The sequence below is a fragment of the Mesorhizobium sp. GW821-FHT07A06 genome, assembly GCF_059419085.1.
On the sequence record NZ_JBWKRC010000003.1, the window covers coordinates 602,468 to 618,930 of the forward strand.

Below are 16,463 nucleotides of genomic sequence, written 5' to 3' on the forward strand. Positions count from 1 at the left end.
CGAGGCTCATGGATCATTCCGCTCCCACCATCGACAGTCTTCCCAGGCGGACACTCGGCCGCGCCAATGGGCCGCTCTACCGCCAGCTTGCCGATATATTGCGCGAACCGATCGGCAACGGCACCTTCCCGGTCGGCGGCGAACTGCCGAAGGAAGCGACCATTGCCGAGCATTTCGGCGTCAGCCTGATCACGGTTCGCCAGGCGCTGCGCGATCTCGAGGCCGACGGGCTGATCCGGAAACGCTCAGCCAAGCCGGCTGTGGTCGCGGCCCGCAATCCGTCGGTCAATCTGAGCTGGAAGTTCAAGAACTTCGCCGATATGGCGGCCTTCACCAAGGATGCGCAACTGACGGTGAAATCCTATCGCAAGGAGGTTTCGCCCGTGCTCCAGCGCCATTTCGGCATGGGCAAGGACGAGGCGGGCTACTGCCTGCGCAGCGTGCTGTCGATCGGCGAACAGCGCAAGGCGCAGATCACCACCTATTTCCCGCCCGACATCGGCGCGCGACTGAAGCGGGAAGATTTCTCCGACGTGCTGATCTTCCGTTCGGTACAGAAACATCTCGGCCTGCGACTCGACGTGGCGCATGTCACGGTGCGCGCCGAGATCGCCGACGAGGTGGTTGCCGCCGACCTCGGCATCACGCTCGGCAGCCCGGTGCTGACGGTGGAGATGCTCTACCAGTCGGCGGACCAGCGCAGCATCGAATTCTCCGTTGCCCGCCATCCCGCCGACATTTTCAGCATCACCTACGACGCGCCTAACGACCTGTCCTGAAACGTGCCGGAGGCCGTATTTTCTGCCGAGGTCGCATAGACAGGCACATAAAATTATAATAGCATGATAGCTAGGCTGAAGTGCCGGCCACGGGAGAAGTCGCAAGGGAGGAGATCTGGCGAATTCGGCTCGCGGACGCAGCCTTGGGGAAGTCCGGTCAAATTGACATTCGCAATTGGTACCGGTATCAATTTTTCATCTTCATCCGATCAAGATGGCGCAGTCCATCACCGGCTGGACGGGAAACACTGGGAGGAAGACCATGAAAATGAGGAGCTTGAGCGCCTGCTTCGTGGCGCTGGCCGGGTTCGCAGTCGCGATGGGCGCCATGCCCGGCCATACCGCAACCCAAAAGCCTTACGTCATCTATCTCTCGAACAATTTCGTCGGCAATGACTGGCGCCAGCAGATGGAGCGCGTCGCCAATGTCGCCGTCGACAAGGGGCCGTTGAAAGGCCGCGTCGACCTCAAGATCGAAAACGCCGAGAACACCGTTCAGGCGCAGATCAATTCGCTGAACAACATTATCCGCCAGAAACCGGCCGCCATCCTCATCGATGCGTCCTCGGCCGAGGCGCTCAATCCGACCATCAAGAAGGCATGCGACGCCGGCATCATCGTCGTCAGCTTCGACCAGACCGTTTCGGCCGAATGCGCCTACAAGCTGCATTCCGATTTCGATATCATGGCCAACAACCAGGCCGAATGGATGGCCTCCATCCTCGGCGGCAAGGGCAAGGTTCTCATGGATCGCGGCCTCGCCGGCGCGCCGATCTCGGAACAGTTCGAGAAGAATTTTGGTGCCGTGCTGAAGAAGTATCCCGGCATCGAGATCGTCGGCTATTTCAACGGCAATTATGCCGCGGGACCCGAACAGGAGGGCGTCGCCAGCCTGCTCGCCGCCCATCCGGAAGTCGACGGCATCTTTTCGCAGGGCTACGGGACCGGCGCGATCAAGGCGCTGCAGAACGCCGACCGGCCGATGGTGCCGATCGTCGCCGCCGCCTTCAACGGTACCGGCGTGACGTGCGCCCAGACCAAGGGCGCCAAATGCTGGCTGGGTGCCAATCCGCCGTCGCTGTCGGCCGAGGCAATCAAGCTCGCGGTCGACATTCTCGACACCGGCAAGAAGCCGGCCGACACCACCGTACTGTTCAACTCGCCCGGCCTGACCACGGATATGGTCGATGCCAAATACGCCCCGAATTCCTCAGCGGTGAAGATCGAACTCGGCAAGACCGTATTTCCCGATCTGGCGCCGGGACTGTCCTTGCCGGTGTCGCCGAGCTGGGTCGAGATTACGCCCAAGGAGGCTTCGGGAACCTGATTTGGTGGATGCAAGGCGCCACTTTGGGCGTCGCGATTTCGCAACGAAAAATGGGAGGAGAAAATCATGAAATCACCAAGCCGTAACATCGGCCTTGCAGCGCTTGCCGTCGCCATGATGGCTGCGGCCACACAGGCCGGCCACGCCGAGGACAAGAAGCCCTACACAATCTATCTCTCGAACAATTTCGTAGGCAATGATTGGCGCCAGCAGATGGAGCGTGTCGCCACCGTGTCGGTCAACAAGGGGCCGCTCAAGGGCCGCGTCGACCTCAAGATCGAGAATGTCGAGAACACCGTCCAGGCGCAGATCAATTCGCTGAACAACATCATCCGCCAGAAGCCGGATGCCATCCTCGTCGACGCCGGTTCGGACTCGGCCTTGAACCCGACCATCAAGAAGGCCTGCGATGCCGGCATCGTCGTCATCTCCTTCGACCAGGTGGTGACCGAGCCTTGCGCGCTCGCTGTCGCTTCCGACTGGGATCGCATCCCCTCGGTCATGGCTGAATGGATGGCCGCGCAGCTTGGCGGCAAGGGCAACATCATCCTCGACCGCGGCCTCGCCGGTGCGCCTATCTCGGCGCAACTGCAGCAGGGCTATGAGAAGGTTCTGGCCAAATATCCCGACATCAAGGTCGTCGGCTATTACAACGGCAATTATGCCCTTGGACCGGAACAGTCCGGTGTCGCGGCCCTGCTTGCCGCCAATCCGAAGATCGACGGCATCATGACGCAAGGCTATGGCTCCGGTGCCATCCAGGCGTTGAAGGATGCCGGGCGGCCGATCGTCCCGGTCGTCGGCTTCTCCTACAATGTCGCCGCCGTCACCTGCGCGCAGACGCAAGGCGCCAAGTGCATCCTGGGTTCCAACCCGGCCTATCTCTCCTCGGAAGCGATCAAGCTCGCGGTCGACATTCTCGACACCGGCAAGAAGCCGGCCGAGCGCTCCGTCTCGGTCAAGGGAGACTTCGTCACCACCGATCCCTTCGAGTCCAAGCTCTATCCGGGCACCAAGATGATCAAGATCGCGATTGGCGAAAATGCGTTCCCCGACCAGGCGCCCGGCCTGACGTTGCCGATCACGCCCGACTGGGTCGAGATCACCGCTGCGGAAGCTGCCGGTACCAAGTAACATCCCGTGACCACGACCCTGTCTCCCGGCATCGCAAGATGTCGGGAGAGCTTTTCGAAGGCGCATTCATGGACCTCGTCACCGTCAACGGCCTGTCCAAACGCTATGGCGGCATCGTCGCGCTGAGCGAGGCGACATTCAGCGCCCGCGCCGGCGAGGTGCACGCGCTGCTCGGCGAGAACGGCGCGGGCAAAAGCACCTTCATCCAGATCCTGTCGGGCGCCGTACGGCACGATGGCGGCTCGATCCTGGTCGATGGCCAGGACTATCGTCCCGCCGATCCGGATGCCGCGCAGGCACTTGGCATTGCCGCCGTCTTCCAGGAATTGTCGCTGATCCCCGATCTCAGCGTCGAGCAGAACATCTGGTTCCGCCACGAGCCAAGGACGCTGCTGCGCACGGTCAACCGCGCGCAGATGCGCCGCAAGACGTTGGCGCTGCTGGAAAAATACAATTTCCCGGCACTCCGCCCCGACCAGGAACTGCGGCGGCTGACGCTGGCCGAACGGCAGATCGTCGAGATCGCCAAGGGCCTGGCCAAGGCGCCGCGCATCCTGATCCTCGACGAGGCGACCTCGGCTTTGCCGGCGCGTGAAGCCGAATGGCTGCTGAAGCTCACCCGGCAACTGGCCGCCGAAGGCCGGCTGGTCATCTTCATCTCGCATCGCATGGCCGAGGTGCGCGCCATCGCCGACCGGCTGACCATCTTCCGCAATGGCAGCACAGTGGCCGCGCATGAAGCCAATGCCGTTTCCGACAACGAGATCGTCACCCAGATGATCGGCCGGCATCTCGACCGGCTCTATCCCGAGCGCATTGCCACCGCCACCGATCGTATTGCGCTGAAGGTCGGGAATTTCTCCAGTGGCGGGCGGCTTTCCGGAGTCGATTTCGCATTGCGTGAGGGCGAAGTTCTCGGTGTCGGTGGCTTGCAGGGCCACGGCCAGCGCGAGCTGTTCCAGGCACTGTTCGGAGCCACAAGAGCGAGCGGCGCGGTGGAGCTTTGGGGCAAGCCCGCCTCGATCGGCAGTCCTCGCCAGGCGCTGACCGGCAAGGACGGCATCGCGCTGGTGCCGGAGGATCGGCGCGGGCAGGGCCTGCTCCTGACCAAGAGCGTGCGCGAAAATTTGACGCTGTCCGTGATCAGGCGCTTTACCGAGAACGGATTGCTCAGCCGGCAAAAGGAAGCCGCTCTGGTCAAGGAAATGGTCGATTTCCTGCGCATCAAGGCCGGCACGCCGGAGCAGCTAGCCGGCACCTTGTCCGGCGGCAACCAGCAGAAGGTGATCTTCGGCAAGATGCTGCTCACGCAGGCGCGCGTGCTGTTGCTCTACGATCCGACGCGCGGCGTCGATGTCGGCACCAAGGGCGAGATCTTCCAGCTGATGCGCGACCTCGCGGCCAAGGGCTACGCGATCCTGTTCCATTCCAGCGACATGCCGGAGCTCGTCCATGTCGCCGACCGCGTGCTGGTCATGCGCAACGGCCGCATCGCCGCGACGCTGGAGGGGGACCAGATTTCGGAGGAGCAGATTTTGCGCGCCGCCATGCTTGAAACCAGGGCGGCCTGAGGCATGGTGATGTCCGCGGAGCAGCCCATGGAGATGGCGCAAAGGCCAGCCGAAATCAAACCTGCCAAGCCCGGCATCGACTGGCGCGGCCGGTTGCTCGACCGCGCGCCCTTCCTTGTCGCCTGCCTGATGCTGGCCTTGATCATCGGTATCTACGGCAGCCTGCAGTCCGGTGTCTTTTCGCTCGATGAGCTCAACCTCGACACGGCGGCGGCAATGACGCTGATGCTCGCGGCCACCGGCCAGACCATCGTGCTGGTGCGTGGTGGCATCGATCTGTCGATCGGCGGCATGATCAGCCTCGGCACGGTGATCGCGGCAACGCGCTTCACCGACGATCCGTCGACCACGGCACTTTGGGCGCTGGTCATCCTGGCGCTCGGCTTCGTCATCGGCGCGCTCAACGGCCTGCTGATCTCGCTGCTCAGGCTGCAGCCCTTCCTGGTGACGCTTGCCACCTGGTCGATCCTCAACGGCGTCGCCATGATCATCCTGCCGACAGATGGCGGCAGCGTCCCCGGCTGGTGGGTCGGCTTCGCGTCCGCACAGCTCATCGGCCTGACCAGCCCTGTCTGGATGCTGCTGGCGCTGCTCGTGTTCTGGTGGTGGTTTCGCGCGACGCGCGTCGGCATCGCCATCCAGGCGACCGGCTCCAACGAGAAATCGGCCTTCCTGTCCGGCGTCTCGATCACAAGGGTCAACCTCGTAACCTATGGGCTGTCGGGCCTGTTCGCGGCCGGCGCTGCGCTGTTCCTGGTGACGCAGACCGGCGCCGGCTCGCCGACCATCGGCAAGGACTATATCCTGCCCTCGGTGGCGGCGGCCGTCATCGGCGGCGTCAGCCTGTTTGGCGGTCGTGGCCATCTTGCCGGTACGCTGATCGGCGCCTTCGTGCTGACCCTGATCGGCAATCTGGTCTTCGTCCTGCATGTGTCGAGCTACTGGCAGCCGGTCGCGTCGGGCGTCATCCTGCTGCTCTCGGTGCTCGCCAGTTCCGTCGCCGAAAAAGCCGCGAGGAGCCGCGTCCAATGAGCGCCTTCCTTGCCCGTAACCGCCTCATCGTGCTCGCCTATGCCGGCATGGTCGTGCTGCTCCTGGTCACGGCGCTGTTTTCGCCGGGCTTCCTGTCGATCTCCAACATGCGCTCGACTGTCGTGCTTGCCGCCTTCGTCGGCATCGTCGCGCTCGGCCAGACTTTCGTCATCATCGGTGGCGGCATCGACCTGTCGGTACCCTGGGTGCTCAATTCGGCCGCCATCATCATGGCGCTGCTATGCGGCGGCCAGGACCTGCCGCTGGTCTGGGTGATGCCGCTGTTGCTTGGCGGCGGCGCGTTCATCGGCTTGATAAACGGCCTCGGCGTCGCCCAGTTCGGCGTGCCGCCGATCATCATGACGCTGGCCACCAACGTCATCCTGCAAGGCCTGATCCTGGTGTTGACCGGCGGCTCGCCGACGCCCTCGGCACCATCCCTGATCCAGTTCCTCTCGGTCGGCCGCATCGGCGGCTTTCCGGTCATTGCATTGATCTGGCTGGCATTGACGCTGGTTGCAACGCTGCTGCTCTCCAAGGCGGCGTTCGGCCGTCATCTCTATGCCTTGGGCACCAGCGCCACGGTCGCGGAATTCTCCGGCGTGCCGACGGCGCGCACCACCATCCTCACCTATGTCATATCGGGCCTCACCGCCGCCTTCGCCGGCATGCTTTTGACCGGTTATTCCGGCCAGGCCTATCTCGGCATGGGTGACGCCTATCTGTTCACCTCCATAGCCGCGGTCGCCATCGGCGGCGCCTCGATCCTCGGGGGCAGCGGCCACTATCTCGGCACTGTCGCCGGCGCCATGGTGCTCACCATCCTCACCGGGCTGCTGCCGGCGCTGAACCTGTCGAGCGGCGCGCTGCTTGTCGTCTACGGCGCGGTGATCCTGCTTACCGTGTCGATCGGCAGCGAAACCTTCGCCGGGCTTGGCGGCAGGCTGCGCAGAAAAGAGGGCTGACCATGGTCGAAATTTCTTGTGTCGTCGACGCCAGGGCCGAGCTCGGCGAAGGGACGCTCTGGGACCCCCAGGCCGGCGTGCTGTGGTGGATCGACATCTGGAAGAAGCTGATCCATCGCTACGATCCGTCGACCGGCAAGGACGAGACCTTCGAGACACCGGAATATCTCGGCTGCCTCGGCCTGCGCGAAAAGGGCGGCCTCGTGCTGACCATGACCGACGGTTTTCATTTCTTCGACCCTGTGACCGGCAGGTTCGAGGCGATCGTCGATCCGGAATCCCATATGCCGAAGACCCGCTTCAATGACGGCAAGCCGGACCGCCAGGGCCGCTTCTGGGCGGGCTCGATGTTCGAGGTGCCGGGCCAGCCGATCGAATTCATCGGTGCACTCTACCGGCTCGATCCAGACCTCTCCGTGCACAAGATGATCGATGGCATCGGCTGCTCCAACGGGCTTGCCTGGAGCCCGGATTCGAAGACCATGTATTTCTCCGACAGCCATGCCGGCGCGGTATGGGCCTATGATTTCGATCCCGCCACCGGCGATATCGAGAACCGCCGCACCTTCATAGACATGACGGTGACCGGCGGCGTCGCCGACGGCGCCACGGTCGACGCCGACGGCTGCTACTGGGTGACCATTCCGGTGACCAGCAAGATCTGCCGCTACGACCCCGACGGTCGGCTGATGCAGACGGTGCTGCTGCCGACCGACCTGCCGACCTGCTGCGAGTTCGGCGGCAAGGACCTCGACATCCTCTATGTCACCTCGGCCGTGCTGAAGCGTCCCGATAGCCACTTCATCGGCCAGAAGAACCCGGGCGGATTGTTCGCGCTCGACGTCGGCGTCAAGGGCCTGACACTGCCGGCCTTCAAGGGCTGACGTCCTTACTCAAGCCGCCGACATCACCAGCGGTGTCTCGGCCTTCCGTGTCATTCCGGTAGCGAAACGACGCTCGAGATAGCTGGCGTACAGCGATAGTGGCCAGCACAGCGCGAAGTAGATGATCGATACCGTGCCGAACACCAATACCGGCTGGAAAGTCACGGTGTTGACCTGCGTGGCGGCGCGGGCGAGCTCGGTCAGCCCGATCAGCGAGGCGATCGACGTGGTCTTGACGATCTGCACCATGAAGCCGACCGTCGGCGGCAGCATCAGCCGTATTGCCTGGGGAATGACCACCAGCCGCAGCGTCCTGACAAAACGGAAGCCGAGTGCCGTCGCGGCCTCCCATTGTCCCTTGGGTATAGCCTCGATGGCGCCGCGGAAGATCTCGCCGAAGAAGGCGCCGCCATTGAGCGAGAACGTCACCGCCGCAGCCGCCCACGGGTCTGGCCTGTAGCCGAGGAAGGATGACCCGTAATAGGCCATGAACAGCTGGATCAGGATCGGCGTGCCCATGAAGAACTGGATGTAGCCGGCGGCCAGCCAGCGCAGCGGCCGCGCCGGCGCCACGCGGATCGCGGCGACCATGAGACCGATCAGGCCGCCGCCTGCAAAGGCGACCAACGCCAGAAGGATCGTCCAGCGTGTCGCCAACAGCAGGAACATCAGTTCGTTGGGGCCGAAATCGCGCAGGCTCATGGTTCAGACCTTCCAGCGGAACACGAGCTTGCCGATGCCGGCGAAGAGCAGGCTGGCGACCTGCACCAGCACGAAATAGATGATGGCGATGATGATGTAGACCTCGAAGCTCCTGAAGGTCTGCATGACAAGGTTGTTGGCGACCGCCGTCAGTTCCTCCGCCGCGATCGCGCCGACGATCGACGTCCCCATGATCTGCAGGATGAACTGCGCCGAAAGCGACGGGTAGACCGCTCGCGCCGCCGGCACCAGCACGACATGGCGGATGATGCGGTAGCGGCTGAGGCCGAGCGACTTGGCCGCCTCGATCTGTCCCTCCGGGATGGCTTCGATGCCGGCGCGCAATATCTCGGTGGCGTAGGCGCCGAGATGGATCGACAGCGCGACGACGGCGGCCGTGTTGCTCGACAGCTTGAAGCCGAACAGCGGCAGCGAGAAGAAGACGAAATAGAGCTGGATCAGAAGCGGTGTGTTGCGGATAAGTTCGACATAGGCGGCGATGATCCACGACACGAAGCGCGGCCCGAAGCTGCGGCCGACGGCACCGAGCACGCCGACGGCGGTGCCGAACAGGATCGACAGTGCCGCCAGCTGGATGGTTTTTTCCAGGCCGCGCAGCAACAAGTCGAGATGGATGAGGATCGGGCCGAATTGCAGGGCGGTTTGCATGGCATCCCGTCATGAGGTCGAGGAAGCGGGGCTGGCTTGGCCCCGCCCGACTGCGGATGTGTAAATCAGAAAACCGGCAGTACCGGCAGTGGTTGGTTGCGGTACTTCATCGACAGCGCATCCAGCGTGCCGTCGGTCTTCATGGTGAACAGCCAGGTGTTGATCCACTGCCGCAGATTGTCGTTGCCCTTGGCGACGCCGATGCCGAAGTAGAAGGTCTTCAGCACGTATTTCTGCTCGAAGGCGTCACCGTTCTGCGCCTTCTTCAGATAGATCTCGCCATAGTCGCCACCGCCCATGGCATCGATCTGGCCCGACACCATCGCTTGCAGCAGCGAGGAATAGTCGTCGAATCGCAGGATCTCGATGCCGGGATTGGCTTCGGCGGCCTTGGTCAGCAACCCGTCCTCGCCGGTGCCGCGCGTCAGGCCGACCTTCTTGCCGACCAGGTCGGCGACACCCTTGATACTGGTGCTTTTCGGAGCGATCACCACCGCCGACTGGCCGGCATAGGGGATCGAATAGTCGATCTGGATGGCGCGCGCCGGGGTGATCGAGAAGATCGAGATCACCGCGTCGACCTGCTTGGTCAGCAAGGCCGGGATGCGGCCGGGCGAAGTGACGGTGACGAATTCGACCGGCACGCCGAGCGCCTCGCCCATCTTGTTGGCGACCTCGACGTCGAAGCCGGTTGGCTTCAGATTGGCGTCGAGAAAGCCGTAGGGCGGCGTCGTGGTGTCGATGGCGACGACCAGTTTGCCGCGCGCGATAATATCCTCGACCGACTGCGCCGAAGCGATCGATGGCAACAGCGCCGCAATCGCCAGCACGATGCCGGCCAGCAAGGCACCGGCCCCTCTCAGGAAAGTCCGCATGTTTTCCTCCCATGCATTTTTCTGGCGCCTTGCGTCGATTTCGTTCGGGCGGGGCGCACTCGCCGCCCGAGGATTTGAAACAGATCGATCTCGCTCGCCGACATCCCTTGCAAACCGGGGACGCAGCGTTTCCTCTGCGAGTTATAATGGTATGCTATTATAATATTACCCGCCTGTCCATGAGTGTTCAGGCAGCTCTTTTCTATCGCCTTGATAACCGCAAGTGCTGGCAGAAACGGGCCTCTCGCGGCGCGTCTCTTCGGCATGGCTAACGATCATCTGAATCATGAGCGCGGCTGATGCCTGCAAGGCATCGAGCCGCATGGTCGTTGCCGCTATCGACCGGTCTGGCGTGCCGCGCGGCGAACGCTTTGCAACAGAATGGCAAGGCAGCCGACCAGCAGCAGCGCGCCGCCGATGAGCGGCGGCAATGCCAGCAGCTTCACCGCCGCCACGACGGCGGCCACCAGCACCAGCGCCAGCAGCGCCAGATTGCCGTCATCGACGAACATGCCGAAGAATTCACTGGCGACAAGACGAATGGCATTCATCGGGCGAGCCCTCCAGCGGCCGCGGGATAGGTGCTGCGCAGCCAGCGCACCATGGCAAAGGACGCCAGCGCGACGATGGCGAAGATGGCGAGCAGGGCGAGATCGGTGCCCGGCCAGTCGGCGCCGATGCCCTCGCCGGTCCAGAAGATACCGAAGCTGGTCAGCATCAGCCCGACCACGAATTTCAACGCATTCTCCGGCACACGCGCCAGCGGCTTGTGGACCGCCAGACCGATTAGCATGACAAGGATGAATGCCGCCAGCGCGCCCAGGCTGGCATACAGCGTCTGCCCGTGCGCCGCGCCGACGGCAATGACGATGAACACCACCTCGACGCCCTCCAGCAGCACCGCCTTGAACGAGGCCAGTCCGGCGAGGTAGTCGGCACGGCGGTCGTTGGCCTGCTGGTGCAGAGCGGCCGTCTCCTTGGAGAAGGCCGCCGCCTCGTCATGCAGGGCGATGACGCCGACGCTGCGCAGGATGGCCTTTCTTAGCCAGCGCATACCGAACAGGATGAGCAGGACGCCGACGACGAACTGCAGTGTGGTGATCGGCACCAGCGCCAGCAGCGGTCCGAACGCCAGCACCAGGGCCGCCAGCACCGCCAGCGCCAGGGCGGCACCGGTCAATGCCGGGTGCCAGCCGCGCGTCACGCCGACCGCAAGCACGATGGTAAAGGCTTCGACGACCTCGACGAAGGAGGCGAGAAATGCCGCCGTGACCGTCGAGAGCATGGGTGTCAGCGTCTGCATCAAGGCTTCCTGTCCTGTCTCGTCCGGCCCGAAGCTTCCGGGCGGAATCCCGGGAAGGGAGGCCCGGAATCACATATATGGTCCGCACCACATAGCGCTCCGGGAGCCGCGGGAAAGCAAGTGAACGCCAATGGGCGGCGCTTCAGGACAATCGAGGCCGCACACCGCGGCTGCGGGATGCGCGGTTGGATCAGATCATACCCGACATGTCGGAGAAGGCCATCGCCTTGCGCAGCAGCTCGGCGAAACGTTCGCCGGCAACCTCGCGTTGGCCACTGTTGTCGATCGAGGTGACGCCGGGGCCGGACAGGGTGACGTTGGCGCTGCGCGCCAGCCGCGCCAGCACTTCGCCACGCGACTCGCGGCCGCGCATCGCCAGCCGCTCGGCCAGCACATCAGGCGAGGCGGTGATCTCGACAATGGCCAGATTGGCATAGCGCTCGCGCAAGGTGGGGATGATCGCGCGCGACACATTGGCGACCGCGACATGACCATTGGCGACCGACCAGTCGACATCGGCAGGCAGGCCATAGCGCAAGCCATGCGCTTCCCACGAGATGGCAAAGGCGCCGTCGGCCTCGGCCTCGACAAAGGCCGCGTCGGCCAGCGTGTCGTGATCCTCGCTCGCGGCATCGCTCGGCCTGGTGATGACGCGGCGGACGAACTCCAGCCGGCTCTCGTCGGCAAAGAGCGTGCGGGCGTAGCCGATCACCGTGTCCTTGCCGGCGCCGCTTGGCCCCACGACGGCGACAAAGACGCCGTGGCGGATCGGAAACGTCTCGGCGGACAATTCACGTTCGATCAAGGCCGACACCATCATGCGACCCGGCGTCCCTGCCGCCAGACGGTGCGCACGACCGGAACATGGTCATCGACACGCACGCGCACCAGGTCGGCGCGGCGGCCCTGTTCGATGACGCCGCGGTCGGTGAGGCCAACGGCTTCCGCCGGGTTCTTCGAAACCATGGCGACCGCCTGCGGCAGCGAAATGCCTTCGACCATGTCGCCGAGGAAGAAGGCCGACTGGATCAGGCTGAACGGAATATAGTCGGATGACAGGATGTCGAGCAGGCCGTCGCTGGCCAGCGTGCGCGCCGAGACATTGCCCGAATGCGAAGCGCCGCGCATGACGTTGGGCGCGCCCATCAGCACGCCCAGGCCCGCGGCCTTCGAGGCGCGCGCCGCTTCCTCGGTGGTCGGGAACTCGGCGACGCGCACACCTTGCTCGATCGCCTCGTCGACATGGCTCGACGTGGCGTCGTCATGGCTGGCGAGCACGATGCCGCGCTCCTGGCAGGCAGCGGCGATCACCGCGCGGTTCGGCGCCGAATAGCGCGCCGATTCCGCCATCCGCTTCTCGCAGAACAATTTGAAGTCGCGGTCGGTCAGCTTCAGCTTGCGCTGGTAGTAGTAGGCATAGGTTTCGAGATTGACGAACTGACGCTGGCCGGGCGCATGGTCCATCAGCGACGCCAACTTGACCCGGTCGTCCTTATCGAAATTGGCGAAGGCCTGCAGGCAGTCGGGCGCCGAAACCTCGCAGCGCAGATGCAGGAAATGATCGGCGCGCAGACGATCCCGCGCGACGCTGTCCTCGATTGCATCGGCGAGCTTGCGGATATCGGCCAAGGTAAGATCGGCGTCCTCGTCCATGCCGACGCGCAAGGCGTCGAGCACGGTGGTGATGCCGGCCGTCGCCACCTGCGCGTCATGGGCGAGCACCGCCGCGATCGGGTTCCAGCGTACTTTCGGCCGAGGTGCGTAATGGCCCTCGAGATGGTCGGTGTGCAGTTCGACCAGTCCCGGAATGACATAGTCGCCGCCCATGTCGTCGCCGGTGCGGGCAGCGCCGGCATCGATGCCAGCGATGAAGCCGTCGCGCAGCACCAGCGACCCCTCGACGATCTCGTCGGCTAGCACGATACGGGCGTTGGAAAGAACGGTGTCGGCGGTCATTTCGGGCAGTCCTTGATCATCTGGGGCAGGGCCTGTTCAGGCGATTTTTCTGGCCGGTCGGCGTCCCAGCGCGTGCTGGGAAAGCACCATGAAAGGCGCCCCCGGTTCGGTTTCGACAAACAGCGTCAGCGCGTCCACCAGCACAGGTTGTTGCAGCACTTCGGCGAACAGGCTGTCGATTGCCAGGCGAAGACGGGGGCTTTCCTGTGGCCCGACCCGACCCGACAGCGTCATATGGAAGCGAAAGGTCTCGAAGACATAGGGGTAGCCCCACTGGCAGAGATTGCGGAACTCGGCCGGCTTCAGCGAATCGGGGCTGCGCCGCTCGATCTCGGCCTCTGTCAGTGGCGCGCGAAAGCGGTCGAAGTCGCGCACGACCTCGTCGGCGAAACGGTTGAGCGAAGGCAACGGTCCTTCAGGCACCAGCGCGAAGAAGCTGTCGATCTGGCTGACGACGAGACGCGGTATCGTCACGACAGGCGTCGCCTCGGCAAAATGGTCGAGCCCCGCGCGCAGCGACGTCTCCGTCTCGTTGGCGGCTAGGCGGAAGGGGGCTTTCAGCGTCGCGTGGAAGCCATAGCGGCGGGCCGAAGCTGTGTGGAAGGCAACTTCCGCCGCCGCCAGATCGGCCACGGCCTCGACCGGCCTTGTCGCCGCGCCGAACGGGTCGCGGCCCAGCCAATTGGCGGCGATCCGCGCCAGCGGTTCGTCCTGCCGGGGGGTGAAATAGATGGCATAACGCATGGGAAGTCCTCGTCAGATCCGTTGCCATAGGTGATTTCCATGACGGATTGACGAAGCTTTGAAGGGTTTTCGAAGGCAAATCGCGCCAGGCGGTCCTTAGCCGACGATTTTTTCAAACTGGACCAACAACTTCAGCCGGCGCGGCCGGAACGATCAGGCCTTCATCAACCATTCGTGCTCGGGGGCATTGTGGAATTTCCACGTCCGCCTCGGCCCGGCCATGACGTTGAGATAGTACAGATCGTAGCCATGGCAGGCGGCGCAGGGGTGATAACCCTTGGGCACCAGCACGACATCGCCATCCTCGATCGCCATGGCTTCGTCCAGCGCGCGATGGCCGTTCTTGTCGGCGTCGGTGTAGACGCGCTGGAAGGCAAAACCCTGCGGCGGGTTGAGACGGTGATAGTAGGTTTCCTCGAGATAGGATTCATCAGGCAGATTGTCCTGGTCATGCTTGTGTGGCGGGTAGCTCGACGTGTGGCCGCCGGGCGTGATGACCTCGACCACCAGCAGCGAGTCCGCCGGCTTGCCTTCCGGCAGGATGTTGGTGACGTAGCGCGTGTTGGTGCCCTTGCCGCGCACTTCCTGGCCGAGATCGTCGGGTCCGATCACCCGAACCGGCAGGCCGCCGCCAAGACCGGGCGCCGAGCACACCGCGAGTTCCAGCTCGGTATCGGCCGTTACCGACCAGTCCGATCCCTCGGGAATATAGACCGACCACGGCTTGCCTTCGAAGGGCGACATGCGTCCCCCGAGCAGGCCAAGATCCTTGCCGCCGGCTTTCGCCTTGCCCTTGCCGGTGATGAACACCAGGCAGACTTCACGGTCTTCAGTTTTTCCCGACGCGTTTTCGCCGGGCCGCAGCCGGTGCAGGTCGAAACCGACATAGGTCCAGCCAGCGCTTTTCGGCGTTACATGAGCGACGCGGCCATGGCCCTTGTCGGCCTTCACGAGCAGCTTCGACATTTTTGTCTCTCCTATCGCAAATCTTCGAGATTGGCCGAAGCCTCTCAACTTCGTCATCCTAGGGCGCAGCAGGAGCGAAGCTCCGTCGCGAAGACCCTAGGATCCATGCCGTTACCTCGGCCCAAAAGCGCGACGGAACGGAATTCTGCACCGTCACACCACATTCAACGTCATGGCATGGATCCTAGGGTCTGCGCTGCGTCGCTACGCTCCTTGCCACGCCCTAGGATGACGAAGTGAGGAGCGTTCCAGCCAATCGCCAACGTACGCGATGTCATGCACACAGAATCCGATACGCAAAACGCCCGCGCCATGGACCGTTCTACTCCGTCGGCTTGACCGGAGGCTTATCTTCGATCGGCTTGTACAGATAAAAAAACTGCCAGACGCCATAGCCGGCGAAGCCGAGCGCGATGACGCCCCAGAACGGCGTGCCGGTGGCGAACTCGATGATCGACCAGATGACGCAGACCGCGACGACGGCGACACGCCGCCACAGGGGCCGGAAGAACGGGTGTTCGGAATCTTTCATCGGGCCAATCTACAGCAACCTGCCTCGTCGTGAACCCATCGCGTCAGGCATTCGGAAAACCCTGGGTCTCCACCGTGTAGCCGGCGGCCGTCATCACCCGCATCAACTCCTTGTGGCCGACCTGCGCCATCTTGAGCGGCGGGTTCTTTTTCGGGTCCTGCTCGGCCTCGACCACGAACCAGCCCTCATAGCCATGGTCGGCGAAGCGCTGCACGATGGCGCCGAAATCGAGCGAGCCGTCGCCCGGCACGGTGAAGGCGCCGAGAGCCACTGCGTCGAGGAAGGACTGTTTCGTGCGGTCGAGCTTGTCGATCACGTCCATGCGCACATCCTTCACATGGACATGGCTGATGCGCTTATGGTGGTTGTCGATGGCGCGCAGCACGTCGCCGCCGGCAAAGGCCAGATGTCCGGCATCGAGCAGCAGCGGGATGCCTTCGCCGGAATGGCGCATGAAGGCATCGAGTTCCGGCTCGGTCTCGACCACCGCCGCCATGTGGTGGTGATAGGAAAGCGGCATGCCTTGCTCGGCGCACCATTCGCCGAACTCGGTCAGGCGCCTGCCATAGACCTTCATTTCGTCACCGGTGAGTTTCGGCTTGGTGACCAGCGGCTTCGAGCGGTCGCCCTGGATCGAGCGGCCGACCTCGCCATAGACGATGCAAGGCGCATTGACCGCCTTGAACAGGTCGATCATCGGCTGGATGCGGTCCTTGTTCTTGCCCATCTCCTCATCGACCAGCGTTCCGGAAAACCAGCCGCCGCACAGCGTCACGTCGGCTGCCTTCAGGATCGGCAGCATGACGGCGGGGTCGTTGGGAAAACGCCGGCCCATTTCCATGCCGGTGAAGCCGGCCGAACGCGACTGGCGCAGGCACTCCTCCAGCGACACGTCATCGCTCAGTTCCGCAAGATCGTCGTTCCACCACGCGATGGGGGACATGCCCAGTTTGGCTTTCAAGTCGTCACTCCAGATTGGAACAGTTCATTGTTTGGCCGCTGGCGCCGCCCCTCATCCGCCTGC

18 protein-coding genes are annotated in these 16,463 nt (G+C 63.7%); 7 read left to right on the plus strand and 11 right to left on the minus strand.

Annotation, left to right across the window (positions count from 1 at the left end):
• Positions 1 to 8 precede the first annotated feature (8 nt).
• From AC07SZ_RS13425 to AC07SZ_RS13455, 7 genes are all read left to right on the plus strand, one after another.
• Positions 9 to 779, plus strand: coding sequence for a GntR family transcriptional regulator (locus AC07SZ_RS13425; RefSeq protein WP_056568764.1), 771 nt, complete (start codon positions 9 to 11; stop codon positions 777 to 779).
• Between the two features lie 262 nt (positions 780 to 1,041).
• Positions 1,042 to 2,106: a substrate-binding domain-containing protein gene (locus AC07SZ_RS13430; protein WP_494914617.1), complete on the plus strand. Its 1,065-nt coding sequence runs from the start codon at positions 1,042 to 1,044 to the stop codon at positions 2,104 to 2,106.
• 66 nt (positions 2,107 to 2,172) lie between these two features.
• Complete coding sequence (locus tag AC07SZ_RS13435) at positions 2,173 to 3,240, plus strand: substrate-binding domain-containing protein (protein ID WP_056568768.1); 1,068 nt, start codon at positions 2,173 to 2,175, stop codon at positions 3,238 to 3,240.
• 68 nt (positions 3,241 to 3,308) lie between these two features.
• On the plus strand, positions 3,309 to 4,811 hold the full coding sequence (locus tag AC07SZ_RS13440) for a sugar ABC transporter ATP-binding protein (RefSeq protein WP_494914618.1): 1,503 nt from the start codon (positions 3,309 to 3,311) through the stop codon (positions 4,809 to 4,811).
• Between the two features lie 3 nt (positions 4,812 to 4,814).
• Positions 4,815 to 5,843, plus strand: coding sequence for an ABC transporter permease (locus AC07SZ_RS13445; protein WP_494914620.1), 1,029 nt, complete (start codon positions 4,815 to 4,817; stop codon positions 5,841 to 5,843).
• Positions 5,840 to 6,808, plus strand: coding sequence for an ABC transporter permease (locus tag AC07SZ_RS13450; RefSeq protein WP_172371229.1), 969 nt, complete (start codon positions 5,840 to 5,842; stop codon positions 6,806 to 6,808). The genes AC07SZ_RS13445 and AC07SZ_RS13450 overlap by 4 nt, the downstream gene beginning before the upstream one ends.
• A 2-nt stretch (positions 6,809 to 6,810) precedes the next feature.
• On the plus strand, positions 6,811 to 7,692 hold the full coding sequence (locus AC07SZ_RS13455) for an SMP-30/gluconolactonase/LRE family protein (RefSeq protein ID WP_494914622.1): 882 nt from the start codon (positions 6,811 to 6,813) through the stop codon (positions 7,690 to 7,692).
• Positions 7,693 to 7,701: 9 nt separating this feature from the next.
• Here the strand turns inward: AC07SZ_RS13455 and AC07SZ_RS13460 are convergent, their stop codons facing one another.
• The 11 genes from AC07SZ_RS13460 to iolE form a co-directional block, all read right to left on the minus strand.
• Positions 7,702 to 8,394 carry an amino acid ABC transporter permease gene (locus tag AC07SZ_RS13460; RefSeq protein ID WP_494914623.1) on the minus strand — a complete coding sequence of 231 codons (693 nt, stop codon included), beginning with the start codon at positions 8,392 to 8,394 and terminating at the stop codon, positions 7,702 to 7,704.
• A gap of 3 nt (positions 8,395 to 8,397) precedes the next feature.
• Positions 8,398 to 9,063 (minus strand): amino acid ABC transporter permease, encoded by a 666-nt coding sequence (locus AC07SZ_RS13465; RefSeq protein WP_494914624.1) that lies wholly within the window; start codon positions 9,061 to 9,063, stop codon positions 8,398 to 8,400.
• 65 nt (positions 9,064 to 9,128) lie between these two features.
• Positions 9,129 to 9,938: a transporter substrate-binding domain-containing protein gene (locus AC07SZ_RS13470; protein ID WP_056568793.1), complete on the minus strand. Its 810-nt coding sequence runs from the start codon at positions 9,936 to 9,938 to the stop codon at positions 9,129 to 9,131.
• A 335-nt stretch (positions 9,939 to 10,273) separates the two neighbouring features.
• Complete coding sequence (locus AC07SZ_RS13475; RefSeq protein WP_056568795.1) at positions 10,274 to 10,489, minus strand: hypothetical protein; 216 nt, start codon at positions 10,487 to 10,489, stop codon at positions 10,274 to 10,276.
• Positions 10,486 to 11,241 (minus strand): COG4280 domain-containing protein, encoded by a 756-nt coding sequence (locus AC07SZ_RS13480; protein ID WP_494914625.1) that lies wholly within the window; start codon positions 11,239 to 11,241, stop codon positions 10,486 to 10,488. Before AC07SZ_RS13480 ends, AC07SZ_RS13475 begins: the two co-directional genes overlap by 4 nt.
• A gap of 190 nt (positions 11,242 to 11,431) precedes the next feature.
• Positions 11,432 to 12,061, minus strand: a complete 630-nt coding sequence (phnN, locus tag AC07SZ_RS13485) for a phosphonate metabolism protein/1,5-bisphosphokinase (PRPP-forming) PhnN (RefSeq protein WP_056568801.1) — start codon at positions 12,059 to 12,061, stop codon at positions 11,432 to 11,434.
• The gene (locus AC07SZ_RS13490; RefSeq protein WP_494914626.1) at positions 12,058 to 13,197 is read right to left on the minus strand and encodes an alpha-D-ribose 1-methylphosphonate 5-triphosphate diphosphatase; all 1,140 of its coding nucleotides are present in this window, start codon (positions 13,195 to 13,197) and stop codon (positions 12,058 to 12,060) included. Before AC07SZ_RS13490 ends, phnN begins: the two co-directional genes overlap by 4 nt.
• A 36-nt stretch (positions 13,198 to 13,233) precedes the next feature.
• Positions 13,234 to 13,941: a DUF1045 domain-containing protein gene (locus tag AC07SZ_RS13495; protein ID WP_172371224.1), complete on the minus strand. Its 708-nt coding sequence runs from the start codon at positions 13,939 to 13,941 to the stop codon at positions 13,234 to 13,236.
• Between the two features lie 153 nt (positions 13,942 to 14,094).
• Positions 14,095 to 14,907, minus strand: a complete 813-nt coding sequence (gene iolB, locus AC07SZ_RS13500; RefSeq protein WP_494914627.1) for a 5-deoxy-glucuronate isomerase — start codon at positions 14,905 to 14,907, stop codon at positions 14,095 to 14,097.
• A gap of 322 nt (positions 14,908 to 15,229) precedes the next feature.
• Positions 15,230 to 15,439: a DUF3329 domain-containing protein gene (locus AC07SZ_RS13505; RefSeq protein WP_494914628.1), complete on the minus strand. Its 210-nt coding sequence runs from the start codon at positions 15,437 to 15,439 to the stop codon at positions 15,230 to 15,232.
• 43 nt (positions 15,440 to 15,482) lie between these two features.
• The gene (iolE, locus tag AC07SZ_RS13510; RefSeq protein WP_494914630.1) at positions 15,483 to 16,400 is read right to left on the minus strand and encodes a myo-inosose-2 dehydratase; all 918 of its coding nucleotides are present in this window, start codon (positions 16,398 to 16,400) and stop codon (positions 15,483 to 15,485) included.
• Between the last annotated feature and the right edge of the window lie 63 nt (positions 16,401 to 16,463).